Below are 15,814 nucleotides of genomic sequence, written 5' to 3' on the forward strand. Positions count from 1 at the left end.
ACGGAAAGGCAAGGCTTCTGAGATGAGCAACCCGTTCGAGAACCCTGACGGCGTCTACACCGTCCTCGTCAACGACGAGGGCCAGTACAGCCTTTGGCCGGAGTTCGTGGACGTCCCGGCGGGCTGGACGGTCGCCCACGGCCCGGCCGGCCGCCAGGAGTGCCTGGACCACATCGAGACCCACTGGACGGACATGCGGCCCAAGAGCCTGGTCGACGGCGCCTGAGCGCACACATGAAAAAGGGGGCGGGTCCGGTACCGGACCCGCCCCCTTCAGTATGTTCAGGAAGCTGGCTGCTCCACCTTGGTCGAGGTCTTGCCGTCCACCGCGGCCGTCAGCTGCGGCACCAGGCGGTCCAGGACGTAGGGGAGGCTCAGCACGGTCGACAGGGAGACCGCGTTGCCGTAGTCGCTGGTCTCCGGGATGAAGACCTCACGGCCCTGCTTCACCACGTTCAGGTCGGCGTAGACCTTGTCGCTGTGCAGCTTGGTCACCGCCGGGCCGGCGTCCGGCAGGATCCACACGTCGACGTCCTGGTCGAGCAGGTCGAAGCGCTCCTTGCTGATGTTGGCGCCGAACTGGTCCCCGATCACCTTGTCGAGGTCCTTCGGCAGCGAGAAGCCCAGGTCGGACAGGATCCGCGAGCGGACATCCTGGCTGCCGTAGACGAACGTGCCCTCGTACGGCGTCGCCATGACCGCCGTCGCCCCGGCGAACTCGGGGTGCTCCTTCTTGGCCGCGGCGAACTTCGCCTCGACACCCGACACCAGCGTCTTGGCCTCGGCAGCCTTGCCGAGCGCCTTGCCGATCTCCTCGGTCTGCTGCTGCCACGGCACCCCGTAGTCGTTGTACGCCTTCGGCTGGGCGACGACCGGCGCGAACTTCGACAGGCTCTCGTACTGGGCCTTGGTGAGCCCCGAGTACACGGCGAGGATCAGATCGGGCTTGAGCGCGGCGATCTTCTCCACCTGGGGGCCGGTGCCGGTGTCCTTGAGGACGGTCGGCGCCGCCGCGCCGCCCAGCTTGTCCTGGGCCCACGGCCCGATCGCGCCCTTGTAGCCGCCCAGCCACTCGGTGGTGCCCACCGGCACCTTGCCCAGCGCGAGCACGGCGTCCTGGTCGGTGAGGCCGACGGTCACGATCCGCTTCGGCTCGGCCTTGATCGTCGTACTGCCGAACTTGTGGTCGATCGTCACGGGGAACGCGCCCGCCGAGGCGGACGAGCCCGTGGCGCCGGACGAGGCCGAACCGGAGTCCGAGTCGGAGGAGCCGCAGGCGACAGCGGCCGCCGCGAGCAGGAGTACGGAGGTGAGCAGGCCGGTCAGCCGTGAAGCTCTGTTGGCGCGGGGCATCGGGTGATCCTTCTGTTCGTCGCGGTGACTTGTCGCGGTGATTCATCACGGTGGATTCGGCACGGTGAACTCGTCACGGTGAAAGGGGAGTTGGGGGGCGGCTGTGGGGTCAGTGGTGGTGGTCGCCGGGGGAGCGGCTGTCGGACCAGGCGAGCCACAGGGCGGCGTACGGCCCTTCGGCGGTGAGCAGTTCCTCGTGCGTGCCGCTCTCCACGACCCGGCCGTCGCTCAGCACGACCACCCGGTCCGCGGCCGCGGCCTGGCTCAGCCGGTGCGCGACGACCAGGGCCGTACGGCCCCGCAGGGCACGCTCGGCGGCCTCGTCCAGCAGCCGCGCGCCCGAACTGCCCGCCTCCGCGGTCGCTTCGTCGAGCACGACGACCGGCGGGTCGGCCAACAGCAGCCGGGCCAGGGCCAGTTGCTGGGCCCGGTCGGGGGTGAGCTGGTGGCCGCCGTCCCCGACGACGGTGTCCAGCCCCTCCGGCAGCGCCTCGGCCCAGCCGAGGGCGTCCACCTCGGCCAGCGCCTCCCGCAGCTCCTCGTCGCTCGCGTCCGGGCGGGCGAGGCGCAGGTCGTCGGCGAGCGGTCCGGCGAACACGTGCACCTCCTGGGTGACGAGCCCCACCGTGCCGGCGGACTCGTCCGGCTCCACGCCCCCGACCTCGACCCGGCCCTCCTGCGGCCGGTGCACGCCCGCCACCAGCTTGGCCAGGGTCGTCTTGCCCGCGCCCGTGGTCCCGACCAGCGCGACCCGCTCCTTGGGCCGCACCTCCAGATCGACGCCGTGCAGCACGGGTCTGCCGGGCACGTACGCGTGCACGACACCGGTCAGGGTCACCGAAGGGTCGCCGGCCGTGGGTGCCAGGTCCTCGTCCACCGCGTCGCGTACGGCGGGGGGCGTCTCGTCGACCACGCCGACCAGCCGGGCGAGGCCCGCCGTCGCCGACTGAGCGTCGTCGAGCAGTACGAGCGCGGTGTTGACCGGGCCGAAGAGACTGAGGAAGTACAGCGCGGCGGCGGTGGCCGTGCCGACCGAGGCGGAACCGGAACGCACCAGCAGGAAGCCCGTCACCAGGACGGCGGCGAGCCCCACGTACTCGGCGATGTGCAGCCGGCTGTAGAAGCGCAGCACCAGCCGCACCCCGCGCATCGTCAACTCCACGGCGGCACGCGAGCGTTCGTCGACCCGGCGGGCGTGCACACCCTGCTGGCGGTACGCCCGTACGGTCCGGGCCCCGCCGATGCTGTCCAGCAACTGCTGCTGCTGGGCGCCGGTCGCGATGCGCTCCTTCGCGTACAGGGGGACGGCGTTGCGCACGTACCAGCGCGCGGTGTGCGCCTGTACGGGCACGGCGAGCAGCGCTGCCAGCAGGAACCGCCAGTCCAGCAGCGCGAGGGCGCCCAGCGTCAGCACGATCGACAGCGCGGAGCGGGCCAGTTCGGGCAGCGCGGTGCGCACCGCCTCGGCGACCCGGGACACGTCACGGGTGACCCGCGAGTTGAGGTCGCCCGAGCCCGCCTTCTCCAGTCGCTCCAGGGGCAGCGACAGGGCGCGCTCCACGAAGAGCTCCCGCAGCCGGGCGAGCGCGGTCTCGCCGAGCCGGGACACCAGGGACATCCCCAGCGCGGTGGTGACACCCTGCACCACGCCCACGGCGGCCAGTGCGACCACGGGCCAGGTGAGCGCGTCGGCGGGGCGCTGCTCGGTGACGACGTCGACGATGCGGCCGAGCAGCGGCTGGGTGAGCAGTCCGACGGCCGTGGCGATCACCATCAGCCCGAACCCGGCGGCGGCCAACCTCCGGTGCGGGCGCAGCAGTTCGCGTACGGCGGCCCGGGTGCGGGCGGGGGTGGCGGTGGGGAGCAGGGCGCGGTCGGAGGCCTCGGCCGGGTGCGGGTCGGCGGGGGCCGTCGGGTCCGGGGGCCGGTGCGTGTCCAGGGCGGGCTCCGTGCTGGGGTCGGTCCGGGAGCCGCTGTCCGGCTCGGGGTTCGGAGTGGTCCGGGCGTCGGTCGTCATGCCAGGACCGCCGTCCGGTAGGCCGCCTCGGTGCGCACCAGTTCCGAATGGGTGCCCTCGGCCCCGACCCGGCCCTCGTCGAGGAGGACCACGCGGTCGGTGACGGCGAGCAGTGCGGGGCTGTTGGTCACCACCACGGTGGTACGCCCCTGGCGGATCTCCCGCAGCCCCTCGGCGATACGGGCCTCGGTCACCGCGTCCACCGCGGTCGTCGGATCGTGCACGACCAGGACGGACGGCGCGGCACGCAACGCCCTTGCCAGCAGCACACGTTGGCGCTGCCCGCCGGACAGGGACCGGCCGCTCTCGCCCACGTCGGTGGCGAGGCCGTACGGCAGGGAGCGGGCGACCTCGTCCGCGCGGGCGGCGGTGAGTGCGTGCTCGGTGCGGGGGTCGGGGGGTGAGATCTCGCGGGGCGTGCTCGCGCCGTGCGTCAGCTCACCGGGCCCGCCGGTCTCCGTCCCGTCCTCCAGGACCACGTTCTCCGCCAGCGAGCCCTCGAACAGGGCCGCGTCGTGGGCGGCCACCAGCACCGCCGCCCGCAGTGCCGCCGGGTCGAGACCGGTCAGCGGTACGCCGTCCAGTTCGACCGAGCCCGCCTCGGGATCGGTCTCCCGGCCCAGGCAGCGCAGCAGGGCGTCGGCCGAGGCCGGGTCCGTCACCGCGATGCCGGTCATGACCCCGGCGCGCAGGTCGAGGTCGACGCCGTCCAGGCCGCCCAGACGTACGCCGCGCAGCCGGAGTTCGCCGCGCACGGGGTGCGGCACCGGGTCGGTCCCGTCCACGACGGCGGGGTGGGCGCTCAGGACCTGGGCGATCCGGGCGGCCGAGGCGCGGCCCTGGGCCAGCTCGGCGTTGACCCAGGCGAAGGTCTCCAGCGGACCGAGCAGGAAGAGCGCGAGGCCCACCGCGGAGACCAACTGCCCCAGGGTGAGGGACCCGTCGAGGGCCAGCCGTCCGCCGACCAGGGCGATCAGCGCGATGAACCCGCCGGTGAGCGCCAGGACGAGGCCGGTCTGCCAGGCCTCCGCCCGCGCCGCGCGCAGGGTGGCGGCCAGGGAGACGCGGCTGGTGCGCCGGTACCGCTCGACGGCGGCCCGCTGCGCGCCCAGCCCCTTCAGCACCCGCAGTCCGGCCACCAGGTCGGCGGCCACGCCCGAGGCATGGGCGGCCCGGTCCTGCTCGGCCTCGCTGCGCCGCTCCAGGGGCTTGCTCAGCAGATGCCCCAGCCAGAGCAGCACGGGAGTCCCCAGCAGCACGATCAGGCCGAGCGGCACCGAGGTCACGAGCAGGGCCACGGCACTCACCGTGACACCGGCGACGGCCCAAATGCCGCTCAGCGCCGCCATGTTGACGGCGCCGACGCGCTTGGCGTCCTCCGTGGCCACGTTGGCGAGCTCACCGGGCAACCGGCCTTCCTCGGCACCTCCACGGGCGTCGAGGACCCGGCGCATGACCGCCAGCCGGAGCTCGTGCGCGGCTTCCTCCGCACCCCGTTCCCCGGCCCGCGCGCCCAGCCGGAAACTCCAGGACAGACAGACGTAGATGACGGCCAGGACCACCAGCCACAGCGTCAGCCGCCCGGCGTCCTGACCGGCCACGGCCTGGTCGATGACCACGCCGATGAGCACGGGCACCAGGGCTTCCCCCAGTTGGTGCACGCTTCCGAGCACCGCACCGACACCGAGGCGCCGTGCCTGCCCCCCGACCGATCGGGTCAGGACATCCCGCCCCGACAGCTCCCCAGTACTCACCAGCACCCTCCGGTAACGGGCCAACTTAGGCAAGGCTACTCTAAGTAAACGAAGTCGAGTCAATGTTCTGGCTCGTTCTCTTCGGAAAAACAAGTGGCACGCGAAGGGTGCGCGTCCCTAAGCTGAGCGAGCTTCGCGCGGCGGCCCCCACGGCTGCCGTGACCGCCGACGAGGACCTGGAGGAGGTGTCGACCGATGGCTGTCTTTGCGATGAGCACTGCCCGCATCCAGATCATCAAGTCCACCTCCGTGGCCGTCGGCTGACCTCAACTCCCTGCGCCGGGGCCACCCTTGTGAAGGGTCTCCCTTGACTTCCCTCTCAGTTTTCTCCGCTCTCGCTCCCTACGGCTGGGACGAGGCATGGGCGGACGAGTTCGCCCCCTACGAGTCCGAAGGGCTCCTGCCCGGACGAGTCGTCCGGGTCGACCGCGGGCAGTGCGACCTCGTCACCGCCGACGGGACGATGCGGGCCGACACCGCGTTCGTCACCCCGAACGACCCGATGCGCGTGCTGTGCACCGGGGACTGGGCCGTCGTCGAGCCCGTCGGCAACCCGCGCTACGTACGGACGTATCTGCCACGCCGTACCGCCTTCGTGCGCTCCACCTCCTCCAAGCGGTCCGAGGGGCAGATCCTCGCGGCCAACGTCGACCACGCGATCGTCGCTGTGTCGCTGGCCGTCGAACTCGACCTCGGTCGTATCGAACGGTTCCTGGCCCTGGCCTGGGAGTCCGGCGCACAGCCCGTGGTCGTGCTCACCAAGGCCGACCTGGTGCCGGACGCGGTGACGCTCTCGCATCTCGTGGAGGACGTGGAGACGACGGCGCCGGGTGTCCCGGTGCTGACCGTCAGCGCCCTCGACGGCGACGGGCTCGACGTGCTGGTCGCGGTCGTCTCCGGCGGTACGTCCGTACTGCTCGGGCAGTCCGGTGCGGGCAAGTCGACGCTCGCGAACGCCCTCGTCGGCGAGGACGTGATGACCGTCCACGCCACGCGTGACGTGGACGGCAAGGGCCGTCACACGACGACCACCCGCAACCTCCTCGCCCTGCCGGGCGGGGGCGTCCTGATCGACACCCCCGGCCTCCGGGGCGTCGGGCTCTGGGACGCCGGGACCGGGGTCGGACAGGTCTTCTCCGAGATCGAGCAGCTGGGCGCGCGGTGCCGTTTCCACGACTGCGCGCACGAGAGCGAACCGGGGTGCGCGGTGCTCGCCGCCATCGACTCCGGTGAGCTGTCCGAGCGGCGGCTGGAGAGCTACCGCAAGCTCCTGCGGGAGAACCAGCGCATCGTGGCCAAGACCGACGCACGGCTCCGCTCCGAGATCCGGCGCGAGTGGAAGAAGCGCGGCGCGGAGGGCAAGGCGGCGATGGAGGCCAAGCGGGGGCGCTGGCACTGACGGACACGGAGGCGCGGTCGGCATCACCGCCGACCGCGCCGACCGCGCCGATATCCCGGCCCCCGACAACGCAATCAGTCAGACCACACCAGACCAGCCGCCCCCCCCGAACACCCAAGGAGTACATCCCATGAAGTCGCCGCTCCCACCCGAGCCCGGGACGGCGACTCCGGCCACCACCCCCGGCCCTCTCGCCTCGTTCCTGCGGTTCGTGCTCTTCGGGGGTGGTGTCGGAGTCGTCGCCGGCCTCGCCGTACCGCTCCTGGCCGCGGCCATGCCCTGGGCGGTCTCGAACGCGCTCGTCACGATCGTCTCCACCCTGCTGTGCACCGAACTCCACGCCCGCTACACGTTCGGCCAGAAGCGCGGTGCCGGATGGCGCGAGCACTGGCAGTCCGCGGGCTCGGCCACCGCCGCCTACCTCGCGACCGGACTCGCCGTGTTTGTGCTGCACCTGGTCCGGTCGTCGCCCGGCGCGCTGACCGAGCAGATCGTCTACCTCGGCGCCTCCGGCCTCGCCGGCACCTGCCGGTTCGCCGTCCTGCGCCTGTACGTCTTCGCCACCCGCCGCGACAGGAGCGCACCGCCCCTGAAGCAGCAGCCCGAGCCGGTGCGGCAGACCGCGCCCGTGCAGCGGCCCGAGCCCGTGCAGCAGTCCGAGCCCGTCCTCCTCGCCGCCTAGCAGCCCTGGTCAGTAAGCGCGCTCCCGCCACTCACCGGTGGCGAGGTCCAGTTCCGCGTACGTCGCCTCGTCGGGGGTGAAGGTGAAGTAGACCCGGCCGCGGCCCCCGGCGACCGACCAGGGCGCCAGGTCGTCGCGCAGGATCCGGACCCCGTCGTCGGTCAGCTCGGCGGCGCCGCTCTTGCCCGCGGCGAGGAAGAGCCGGCCGTCCACCAGTGCCATGTCGGACAGGGGCAGCCCGTGGCGGCCCGCCACGGTGAAGCCCCGCTCGGCCGAACCGCGGAGCACACGCCCGCCTCGCGACTTGCCGCTGATCAGCACATCGCCGTCGGGGAGGAACACCACGGCGGTGAGGATGTCGTCGGTGGCGGGTCCGTCCGGATCGTCGAGCACCCGCCAGCGCGCCCCGTCGAAGTGCAGCAGGGTGCTGCCGTACCCCACGGCGTACACGTCGTCCGCGCCACGGCCGCGGAGCGCGCCGATGGGTTTCCTGAGACCGGGGTCGTGCTGGGTCCAGACCTCGCCGTCCCAGTGGTAGAGGACCCCGCCGAAGGTGGCGACATGCACGTCCCGGTCCGAACTGCCCCAGATCGCCATCGGGTTGGGGCGCAGCCCGTTGGACTCCTGGCGCGGCAGCTCGACGTGCCGCCACCCGAGACCGCCCTCCGGCACCTCGAACTCCAGGTCACCGGTGGCCTCCCGGTCCCGCCAGGACACCGGTGCCGTGGTCCACACCAGGCCGGTGGTGCTCGTCAGCCAGGGATGGCCCAGCGGCGAACACCACAGCTCACGCAGGGTGTCGTTGGTGGCCAGGACGTTCTCGGCGGGACCCGTGCCGTCCACCGGGCGCCGGAACACATACCCGGCGGCGCGGCCGGAGTCCCCCGGCCGGTAGGCGATCAGCAGGAACCAGGTCGTGCCCCGCTCCTCGCGGACGTACAGGATGTCCTCCCGCACGTCGTTCTCGTCCGGCATCGACTCGCCCTCCTCCACGGTCACTTACCGCGTCGGCGGCAGTTCCTCCAGCGCGGCGACCGTGCGTCCGCCGCGGATCGCGGGCAGTCCCCGCACCAGCCGGTCGAGCAGATGCTCGTAGCGCAGGCCCGCCTCGGCGAGGTAGGTGTCGTCGCCGGGGGAGTCGCCGTCGGCGATCAGGACCTCCGGCACCAGCAGCCCGGACAGGCCGGTGTCCGGCGCCGGGTCCTCGACGGTCAGCTCGTAGGCCGCCGGGTCCAGGTACTCGGGCACCACGGCCCGCCCGCGCAGGCTCCCGCCGACCTCGGGCACGAACTCGTCCCACAGGACCGTCAGAGCGGCCCGCAGATCACCGCGGACCTCGACGTACTGGTCGGTGGAGTTGCCGACGAAGGTCTCGGCCACGATGTCCCCCTGCACCAGAAGGGTCGAGGAGCCGGAGAGGACCAGGTTGGCAACCTTCAGATCACCCAGCACGATCAGCGACGGGCTGCCGTAGTCCAGGTTCAGGATGTTACCGTCGACCTGGAGGTCACCGTCGATGACATATCCGGTGACCGCGCCGTCGATCCCCTCGTACTCGGGCCGCCCACCGGCCTTGATCCACGGGTTCTGGTGCCGGTACTGGTGGTCGTCCAGCCAGAGCGAGCCGGGCAGCACGGCGGGTCCCGGGTGCAGGATGTACTCGTCCTCGTCGAGATTGTCGTACGACTCCTGCGGGAATCCCCGCCGCTCGAACAGGGCGACCGTCTCGGCCCAGGTCTGGTAGATCGTGTCCATGCCCGGCACAGTAGGCGCCCGCACCGACACCCCACCCCGCCCGGCAAACCCCCGGCCCGCAATTACGCAACGCGTTACGTACTTCTACTGACCGCCACCGGTCCCGCGCCCGCCTCAAGCCCGTGTCCGATTTCCGCCAGCCGCGGTTTCCCGGCCGGGGGAGACTGGAGGGCGTGATGGACGAAGACACCAGGTACGAAGCCGTACGGAGCCGGGACGCCCGGTTCGACGGGGAGTTCTTCTTCGCCGTCGAGACGACCGGGATCTACTGCCGGCCCAGCTGTCCGGCGGTGACCCCGAAGCGCCGCAACGTCCGCTTCTACGCGACGGCCGCCGCCGCCCAGGGCTCGGGCTTCCGGGCCTGCCGCCGCTGCCGCCCGGACGCGGTGCCCGGCTCCGCGGACTGGAACGTACGGGCGGACGTGGTGGGCCGGGCCATGCGCCTGATCGGCGATGGGATCGTCGACCGCGAGGGCGTCTCCGGACTCGCAGGCCGCCTCGGCTACAGCGCCCGCCAGGTCCAGCGCCAGCTCACCGCCGAACTCGGCGCGGGCCCCGTCGCGCTGGCCCGCGCCCAGCGCTCCCACACCGCGCGCGTCCTGCTCCAGACCACCGATCTGGCGGTCACCGAGATCGCGTTCGCGGCGGGCTTCGCCAGCGTCCGCCAGTTCAACGACACGGTCCGCGAGATCTACGCCTCGACACCGAGCGAACTGCGCGCCGCCGCCCGGAGCGGGGCCCGGCGCCCGGCCACCCCCACGGCGGGCATTCCGCTACGGCTCGCCCACCGCGGCCCCTACCGCTCCGGTGCCGTCTTCGACCTGCTGGAACGCGAGGCCGTACCCGGCGTCGAGGAGGTGAGCGGGACACCCGGGCGGCGCACCTACCGCCGTACGCTGCGCCTCCCGCACGGCACCGGAATCGCCGCCGTCGGCGAACGGCCCGGCACCACGCGGACCACGTCCGGCGCCCACCCCGGCGGCTGGCTCGACGCCCAGCTGCACCTCACCGACCCCCGCGACCTGACCACCGCCGTCGGACGGCTGCGGCGGCTGTTCGACCTCGCCGCCGATCCCTACGCCGTCGACGAGCGGCTCGGCGCCGACGCCCGGCTCGCCCCGCTGGTCGCCGCCCGCCCCGGACTCCGCTCGCCCGGCACCGCCGACGCCGAGGAGTTCGCCGTACGGGCACTGGTGGGCCCCACCGTGTCCGCGACCCTCGTCCAGCGCTACGGCAAGACCCTGGACGCACCTTGCGGCGGCCTCACCCACCTCTTCCCCGAACCGGCCGCGCTGACGGAGGACGACGGCCCCCTGGGCGCGCTCGCCACCGCCCTCGCCGACGGGACCGTACGCCTCGACCCGGGCGCCGACCGGGACCACGCGCAGCACGCGCTGCTCGCCCTGCCCGGCCTGGACACCCGTACCGTCGCCGTCGTCCGGGCCCGCGCCCTCGGCGACCCCGACATCGCCCCACCGGGCACCGAGACCCCCGACACCTGGCGCCCCTGGCGCTCCTACGCCTGGCAACACCTGCTCGCAGCAGGGGAGTTGGAGTACTGATGAGCACCCGCTGGACCCACCTCGACAGCCCCGTCGGCCCCCTTCTGGTGACCGCCGACGCGACCGGAGCACTGACCTCGCTGTCCGTGCCCGGGCAGAAGAACGGCCGTACCGTGCAGGAGGGTTGGCTGCACGACCCGGGCCCGTTCCGGGCCGCGGAGGAACAACTCGCCGCCTACTTCGCCGGAGAACTCAAGGAGTTCCAGCTGGAGTTGGCACCGGTCGGCACCGAGTTCCGGACCCGGGTCTGGGACGCCCTCGACGACGTCGCCTACGGCTCGACCACGACGTACGGCGAGATCGCCGCCCGGATCGGCGCCTCCCGGATCGCCGTCCGGGCCGTCGGCGGCGCGATCGGCGCCAACCCCCTGCTGATCCTCCGCCCCTGCCACCGGGTGATCGGAGCGAACGGCTCCCTCACCGGATACGCGGGCGGCCTGGAACGCAAGACCACCCTGCTCACCCTGGAACGCGCCCTCTAGCCCTCCTCAAGACCCCAGCTGTGGATGCGGCGCGGATGGATGCGGATCAGCTCCTCGCTGAAGTGCGGGCCCAACTCGTGCGGGCCGGTGAGGAGTTCCGCCTCCCCGCGGATGTCGATGCCGCGCACGGTCCACGGCTTCAGGCTGGCTATGTCGTCCACGACCAGCGCGACCTTCGGGTTCTTCTGGAGGTTGCGCCACTTCTTGGTGCGGCCCAGGGCGTAGCCGCCGATCAGGATGGTGCCGTCGTCCTGCGGGAAGAAGCCGACCGGGTTCGCCTGCGGCTGCCCGTGCTGGTCGACGGTGGCCAGCCGCCCCAGCCGCTGCGACTTCAGGTACGCGCGCTCGGCCTCGCTGAATTCGGTCATGGCGGCCAGCCAAGCACGTCGGCGCCGCCCGCACATCGGAACGGCGGCCCAGATCCTTCCGGGACCACAGCCCTACGTCAGCCCCACAGCACCGTCCCCAGCCACGCGCCCATGATGAGCAGACAGGTGAACAGCTCGGCCAGCACACTGGAGCCGCCCGAGCGCATCGCCGTGCGCAGGGCGGCCCGTGCCTCGCCGGGGCGGCCCAGTCGCAGCCGCTCCGACAGGTAGATGCCGCCCATGAACCCGGGGATCGCGCCGAGCACGGGGACCAGGAAGAAGCCGAGGAACGCGCCCACCCCGGCGTACGCCCCCATGCGGGGCGTGGCCCCGCTCTCCCGCAGCCGTCTCGGTGGCAGCGCCCACCGCACCACCTGCGAGAGGAACAGCGCGACGGTGGCTCCCACCAGCACACCCCACGCGACCGGCTGCGGATCCTTCAGCGCCCACCACAGAACCGCGGCCCACACCAGCCACGACCCCGGCACCCCGGGCACCAGTACCCCGCAGAGGCCGAACAGCATGACCGTGCCGACCAGCAGGAGATCCCACGCTCCCATATGTCCAGGGTGCCGGAGGGCGCCAGAAGACGCAGGTCAGCGATGTTCGTACGGAAGTCACAGCTCAACGACAGGAAAACGGGTCACACTCGGGGCCGATCCGCACGACGCCCACGGCGTCCCGGTCCGCAAGCGTCGCCGGGCGGCTCTCCCGTGGGGGGTGGAGCCGTCCGGCGGCCTCATCCGCCACACCTGTTCGAGAACTCACTCGCCACGCCGTTCGACGCGCGCGGTCGCGCCCGATTTTCGGGATGCCCCGTTTTCATACGGCCCGCGCGGTGGACAATTAGGGGCATGAGCCAGCAGGGGGGAAGGCCCACCGGTCACGAGGACGACTGGTGGGGTCAGCTGTACGACACCACGGACGACACGGGCCCCGCACCGGCCCCCGACACCCTGGACGACCGCTTCGCCTCGGCGGCGGGGACGGTACGGGACGGGAGCCAGTCCGGTGCCGCCGAGGACGGCGGGGCCCGGGCCGGTGCCGGAGTCCCCGCACCGCGGTCGGGTGCCCCCGAGGCACCGGAGACCGCGCCGCCCGGGAGTCCGGGCCGGCACCGCGGCTCCGGGGAGCTGCCGCCCGACCCGGCCGACCCGCCCGAGGGCCCCGCGGCCTACCCACCCGGCCCCAAGCCGCCCGGCTTCGTCGCGCGCTCACCCGAGACCCCACCGCCGTCCGGCAGCCGTACGTCCACGGAGACACCGCCCGCCACGAGCGTCCCGGCCTCACGGATGCCCCCTGACGCGCCGAGGCCGCCGGCCGTACCGCCGCCACCGGCCCAGGGTGCCGATCGCCCCGACGCAGGGCTCGGAACCGGTCCCGACGCGGACGCCACCCCTGCGGACACCGGCCGGGCCCCCTCCGCCCGCCGAGCCGCGGACGACTGGTGGGCCGCCGCACCCCCCGAACCCGACATCGCCGCCGCCGCACTCCCCGAGCCCGACATGGCACCCGCCCCCGCCCCCCGCACCGGCCCCGGCTTCACCCAGCCCAACCCCACGGCCGAACCCCCCGCACGCGTCCAGGAATCCGCAGCCCCGGAAGCCGACGCCACCCCCGCCCCACCGGCACTCCGTACGGCCACCCACGTGGACCTCCCCACGCTCCCCCCACCCCCCGTCGGCTTCGTGGGCTCCGGCCCGCCCACCTACGACGCCGAACCCACCGCCCTCCCGCCCGCGGACCCCGACGAACTCGACGACCTCGTGGCCGACACCGTGCTCGACGGGGCCAGGTACGGCGCCTGCACCCTGCGCGCCGTCTCCGTGCGCGGGGACTCGGCCAGGTTCCGGGGCGAGCCGCGCCGGGACTCCCTGCTCACCGCCCGTTTCGGCACCGGCGAGCAGGCGCTGGTCCTCGTCGCGATGGCGACCGGCGCCCGCGCCACCCCCGGTGCCCACCGCGCCGCCGCCGAGGCCTGTCACTGGATCGCGCGGGCCGTGGGACGCAGTCACGCCCGGCTCGCCCAGGACATCACCGCCGCCCGCCGCGGCGACCTCAAGTCCGGACTGCACCGCCTCACCGACCGCAGCCTCGGCAAACTCCGCGCCAGCGCCGCCGAGCAGGGCATCGACCCGGAGGAGTACGCGGCCACCCTGCGCTGTCTGCTCCTGCCCGCCGACCCCGACTGCCGTGTCCGGGTCTTCTTCGGCGTCGGCGCGGGCGGCCTCTTCAGGCTCCGCGACGGCGAGTGGCACGACATCGAACCCCGGATCACCGAGGTCACCGGCGAGCCGGTCGTCGGCTTCGGCTCGCTGCCCACCGAGACCCCCGAGGGCGACCGCCTCACCATGGACCTCGGCATCCCCACACCCCCGAGCCCCTACGAACCCGCCCCGGAGCCGTCCCGCGAACCCTTCCGCTTCCGCGCCTCCGTCGCCCGCCCGGGCGACACCCTCCTGATGTGCACCGGCGGCCTCGCCGAGCCCCTGCGCGGCGAACCCGGACTGTGCGAGTACCTCACCGGCAGGTGGTCGGGACCCACCGCGCCCGGTCTCGCCGCTTTCCTCGCCGACAGTCAGGTCAGGGTCAAGGGGTACGCGGACGACCGTACGGCCGCGGCGGTTTGGGAGGCGTGATCGCGGCCAGTGTGGATTGATGGACCCAAGGAGACCGAAGGGGTGCATGGATCCATGGCCAAACAGAACGTCGCCGAGCAGTTCGTGGACATCCTCGTCAAGGCCGGGGTGAAACGCCTCTACGGCGTCGTCGGCGACAGCCTCAACCCCGTCGTGGACGCCGTCCGCCGCAACGCGGGCATCGACTGGGTGCACGTCCGCCACGAGGAGACCGCCGCCTTCGCCGCGGGCGCGGAGGCCCAGATCACCGGCAAGCTCGCCGCCTGCGCCGGTTCCTGCGGCCCCGGCAACCTGCACCTCATCAACGGCCTCTACGACGCCCACCGCTCCATGGCCCCGGTCCTCGCCCTCGCCTCGCACATCCCCTCCAGCGAGATCGGCCTCGGCTACTTCCAGGAGACCCACCCCGACCAGCTGTTCCGCGAGTGCAGCCACTACAGCGAGCTGATCTCCAGCCCCAAGCAGATGCCGAGGCTGCTCCAGACCGCCATCCAGAACGCCGTCGGCCGCTCCGGCGTCAGCGTCGTCTCCCTCCCTGGCGACATCGCCGACCAGCCCGCCCCCGACCAGGCCGCCGAGACCGCCCTCGTCACCTCCCGGCCCAGCGTCGGCCCCGGCGACACCGAGATCGACAAGCTCGTCGAGATGATCGACAAGGCGCAGAAGATCACCCTCTTCTGCGGCAGCGGCACCGCGGGCGCGCACGCCGAGGTCATGGAGTTCGCGGAGAAGGTCAAGTCACCGGTGGGGCACGCCCTTCGGGGCAAGGAATGGATCCAGTACGACAACCCCTTCGACGTCGGCATGAGCGGACTGCTCGGCTACGGCGCCGCGTACGAGGCCACCCACGAGTGCGACCTGCTGATCCTGCTCGGCACCGACTTCCCGTACAACGCCTTCCTCCCCGACGACGTGCAGATCGCCCAGGTCGACGTACGGCCCGAACACCTCGGCAGGCGTTCCAAGTTGGACCTCGCGGTCTGGGGTGACGTGAAGGAGACGCTGCGCTGCCTCACGCCCCGGGTGAAGGAGAAGACCAACCGGCGCTTCCTCGACAAGATGCTGAAGAAACACGCCGACGCGCTCGAAGGGGTCGTGAAGGCGTACACCCGCAAGGTCGAGAAGCACGTCCCGATCCACCCCGAGTACGTGGCCTCGGTCCTGGACGAACTCGCGGACGACGACGCGGTGTTCACCGTCGACACCGGGATGTGCAACGTGTGGGCCGCGCGGTACATCTCGCCCAACGGCCGCCGGAGGGTGATCGGTTCGTTCTCGCACGGGTCGATGGCCAACGCGCTGCCGATGGCGATCGGCGCGCAGTTCACCGACCGGAAGCGCCAGGTCGTGTCGATGTCGGGCGACGGCGGGTTCTCCATGCTGATGGGGGACTTCCTGACCCTCGTGCAGTACGACCTCCCCGTGAAGGTCGTCCTCTTCAACAACTCCTCGCTCGGCATGGTGGAGTTGGAGATGCTGGTCGCCGGGCTGCCCTCCTACGGCACCACGAACAAGAACCCCGACTTCGCCGCCGTGGCCCAGGCATGCGGGGCGTACGGCGTGCGCGTCGAGAAGCCCAAGGACCTCGCCGGGGCGCTGAAGTCGGCGTTCAAGCACAAGGGCCCGGCCCTCGTGGACATCGTCACCGACCCCAACGCCCTCTCCATCCCGCCGAAGATCAGCGCCGAGATGGTCACCGGCTTCGCCCTTTCCGCCTCGAAGATCGTCCTCGACGGCGGAGTCGGGCGGATGGTGCAGATGGCCCGCTCCAACCTGCGGAACGTGCCCCGGCCCTGAGGAGCC

Annotated in this window: 14 protein-coding genes; 7 read left to right on the forward strand and 7 right to left on the reverse strand. The window is 72.5% G+C overall.

Annotation, left to right across the window (positions count from 1 at the left end):
* Positions 1-22 precede the first annotated feature (22 nt).
* A complete protein-coding gene (locus G3I78_RS02680; protein WP_164421075.1) occupies positions 23-226 on the forward strand; it encodes an MbtH family protein in 204 nt (67 codons plus the stop codon).
* A gap of 56 nt (positions 227-282) precedes the next feature.
* Here the strand turns inward: G3I78_RS02680 and G3I78_RS02685 are convergent, their stop codons facing one another.
* The 3 genes from G3I78_RS02685 to G3I78_RS02695 all read right to left on the reverse strand — a co-directional run bounded on the left by G3I78_RS02685 (position 283) and on the right by G3I78_RS02695 (position 5,109).
* Entirely contained in the window at positions 283-1,353 is a 1,071-nt protein-coding gene (locus G3I78_RS02685) for an iron-siderophore ABC transporter substrate-binding protein (protein ID WP_164421076.1), read from the reverse strand.
* Positions 1,354-1,462: 109 nt separating this feature from the next.
* Positions 1,463-3,370: an ABC transporter ATP-binding protein gene (locus G3I78_RS02690; protein ID WP_164421077.1), complete on the reverse strand. Its 1,908-nt coding sequence runs from the start codon at positions 3,368-3,370 to the stop codon at positions 1,463-1,465.
* A complete protein-coding gene (locus G3I78_RS02695) occupies positions 3,367-5,109 on the reverse strand; it encodes an ABC transporter ATP-binding protein (RefSeq protein WP_164421355.1) in 1,743 nt (580 codons plus the stop codon). The genes G3I78_RS02690 and G3I78_RS02695 overlap by 4 nt, the downstream gene beginning before the upstream one ends.
* Positions 5,110-5,431: 322 nt before the next feature.
* Here G3I78_RS02695 and rsgA point away from each other — a divergent pair, with 322 nt between their 5' ends.
* Entirely contained in the window at positions 5,432-6,523 is a 1,092-nt protein-coding gene (gene rsgA / locus G3I78_RS02700; protein WP_164421078.1) for a ribosome small subunit-dependent GTPase A, read from the forward strand.
* Between the two features lie 130 nt (positions 6,524-6,653).
* Complete coding sequence (locus G3I78_RS02705; protein WP_239157579.1) at positions 6,654-7,205, forward strand: GtrA family protein; 552 nt, start codon at positions 6,654-6,656, stop codon at positions 7,203-7,205.
* 9 nt (positions 7,206-7,214) lie between these two features.
* Here the strand turns inward: G3I78_RS02705 and G3I78_RS02710 are convergent, their stop codons facing one another.
* Complete coding sequence (locus G3I78_RS02710) at positions 7,215-8,180, reverse strand: hypothetical protein (protein ID WP_164421079.1); 966 nt, start codon at positions 8,178-8,180, stop codon at positions 7,215-7,217.
* 24 nt (positions 8,181-8,204) lie between these two features.
* The gene (locus tag G3I78_RS02715) at positions 8,205-8,960 is read right to left on the reverse strand and encodes a hypothetical protein (RefSeq protein WP_164421080.1); all 756 of its coding nucleotides are present in this window, start codon (positions 8,958-8,960) and stop codon (positions 8,205-8,207) included.
* Between the two features lie 176 nt (positions 8,961-9,136).
* On the opposite strand from G3I78_RS02715, the gene G3I78_RS02720 reads away from it, so the two are divergent.
* On the forward strand, positions 9,137-10,522 hold the full coding sequence (locus G3I78_RS02720; protein ID WP_164421081.1) for a DNA-3-methyladenine glycosylase 2 family protein: 1,386 nt from the start codon (positions 9,137-9,139) through the stop codon (positions 10,520-10,522).
* Positions 10,522-11,004: a methylated-DNA--[protein]-cysteine S-methyltransferase gene (locus G3I78_RS02725; RefSeq protein WP_164421082.1), complete on the forward strand. Its 483-nt coding sequence runs from the start codon at positions 10,522-10,524 to the stop codon at positions 11,002-11,004. The genes G3I78_RS02720 and G3I78_RS02725 overlap by 1 nt, the downstream gene beginning before the upstream one ends.
* On the opposite strand, the gene G3I78_RS02730 is transcribed toward G3I78_RS02725, so the two are convergent.
* Both G3I78_RS02730 and G3I78_RS02735 read right to left on the reverse strand, forming a co-directional pair.
* Entirely contained in the window at positions 11,001-11,372 is a 372-nt protein-coding gene (locus G3I78_RS02730; protein WP_164421083.1) for a PPOX class F420-dependent oxidoreductase, read from the reverse strand. The two genes, G3I78_RS02725 and G3I78_RS02730, sit on opposite strands and share 4 nt — an antisense overlap.
* A gap of 77 nt (positions 11,373-11,449) precedes the next feature.
* Complete coding sequence (locus tag G3I78_RS02735; RefSeq protein ID WP_164421084.1) at positions 11,450-11,932, reverse strand: DUF456 domain-containing protein; 483 nt, start codon at positions 11,930-11,932, stop codon at positions 11,450-11,452.
* Positions 11,933-12,226: 294 nt separating this feature from the next.
* On the opposite strand from G3I78_RS02735, the gene G3I78_RS51030 reads away from it, so the two are divergent.
* Both G3I78_RS51030 and G3I78_RS02745 read left to right on the forward strand, forming a co-directional pair.
* Positions 12,227-14,011 carry a protein phosphatase 2C domain-containing protein gene (locus tag G3I78_RS51030; protein ID WP_203614078.1) on the forward strand — a complete coding sequence of 595 codons (1,785 nt, stop codon included), beginning with the start codon at positions 12,227-12,229 and terminating at the stop codon, positions 14,009-14,011.
* Between the two features lie 54 nt (positions 14,012-14,065).
* Positions 14,066-15,808, forward strand: coding sequence for a pyruvate dehydrogenase (locus G3I78_RS02745; protein WP_164421085.1), 1,743 nt, complete (start codon positions 14,066-14,068; stop codon positions 15,806-15,808).
* Positions 15,809-15,814 lie beyond the last annotated feature (6 nt).

The sequence above is a fragment of the Streptomyces sp. SID13726 genome (assembly GCF_010548375.1).
In the GTDB taxonomy this organism is placed as follows: Bacteria; Actinomycetota; Actinomycetes; order Streptomycetales; family Streptomycetaceae; genus Streptomyces.

Coding starts and splice junctions, on each gene's coding strand:
- G3I78_RS02685 (WP_164421076.1), bottom strand. CDS start 1,353: ATGCCCCGCGCCAACAGAGCTTCACGGCTGACCGGCCTGCTCACCTCC.
- G3I78_RS02705 (WP_239157579.1), top strand. CDS start 6,654: ATGAAGTCGCCGCTCCCACCCGAGCCCGGGACGGCGACTCCGGCCACC.
- G3I78_RS02725 (WP_164421082.1), top strand. CDS start 10,522: ATGAGCACCCGCTGGACCCACCTCGACAGCCCCGTCGGCCCCCTTCTG.
- G3I78_RS02720 (WP_164421081.1), top strand. CDS start 9,137: ATGGACGAAGACACCAGGTACGAAGCCGTACGGAGCCGGGACGCCCGG.
- G3I78_RS02710 (WP_164421079.1), bottom strand. CDS start 8,180: ATGCCGGACGAGAACGACGTGCGGGAGGACATCCTGTACGTCCGCGAG.
- G3I78_RS02735 (WP_164421084.1), bottom strand. CDS start 11,932: ATGGGAGCGTGGGATCTCCTGCTGGTCGGCACGGTCATGCTGTTCGGC.
- G3I78_RS02745 (WP_164421085.1), top strand. CDS start 14,066: ATGGCCAAACAGAACGTCGCCGAGCAGTTCGTGGACATCCTCGTCAAG.
- G3I78_RS02730 (WP_164421083.1), bottom strand. CDS start 11,372: ATGACCGAATTCAGCGAGGCCGAGCGCGCGTACCTGAAGTCGCAGCGG.
- G3I78_RS02690 (WP_164421077.1), bottom strand. CDS start 3,370: ATGACGACCGACGCCCGGACCACTCCGAACCCCGAGCCGGACAGCGGC.
- G3I78_RS02680 (WP_164421075.1), top strand. CDS start 23: ATGAGCAACCCGTTCGAGAACCCTGACGGCGTCTACACCGTCCTCGTC.
- G3I78_RS02715 (WP_164421080.1), bottom strand. CDS start 8,960: ATGGACACGATCTACCAGACCTGGGCCGAGACGGTCGCCCTGTTCGAG.
- G3I78_RS51030 (WP_203614078.1), top strand. CDS start 12,227: ATGAGCCAGCAGGGGGGAAGGCCCACCGGTCACGAGGACGACTGGTGG.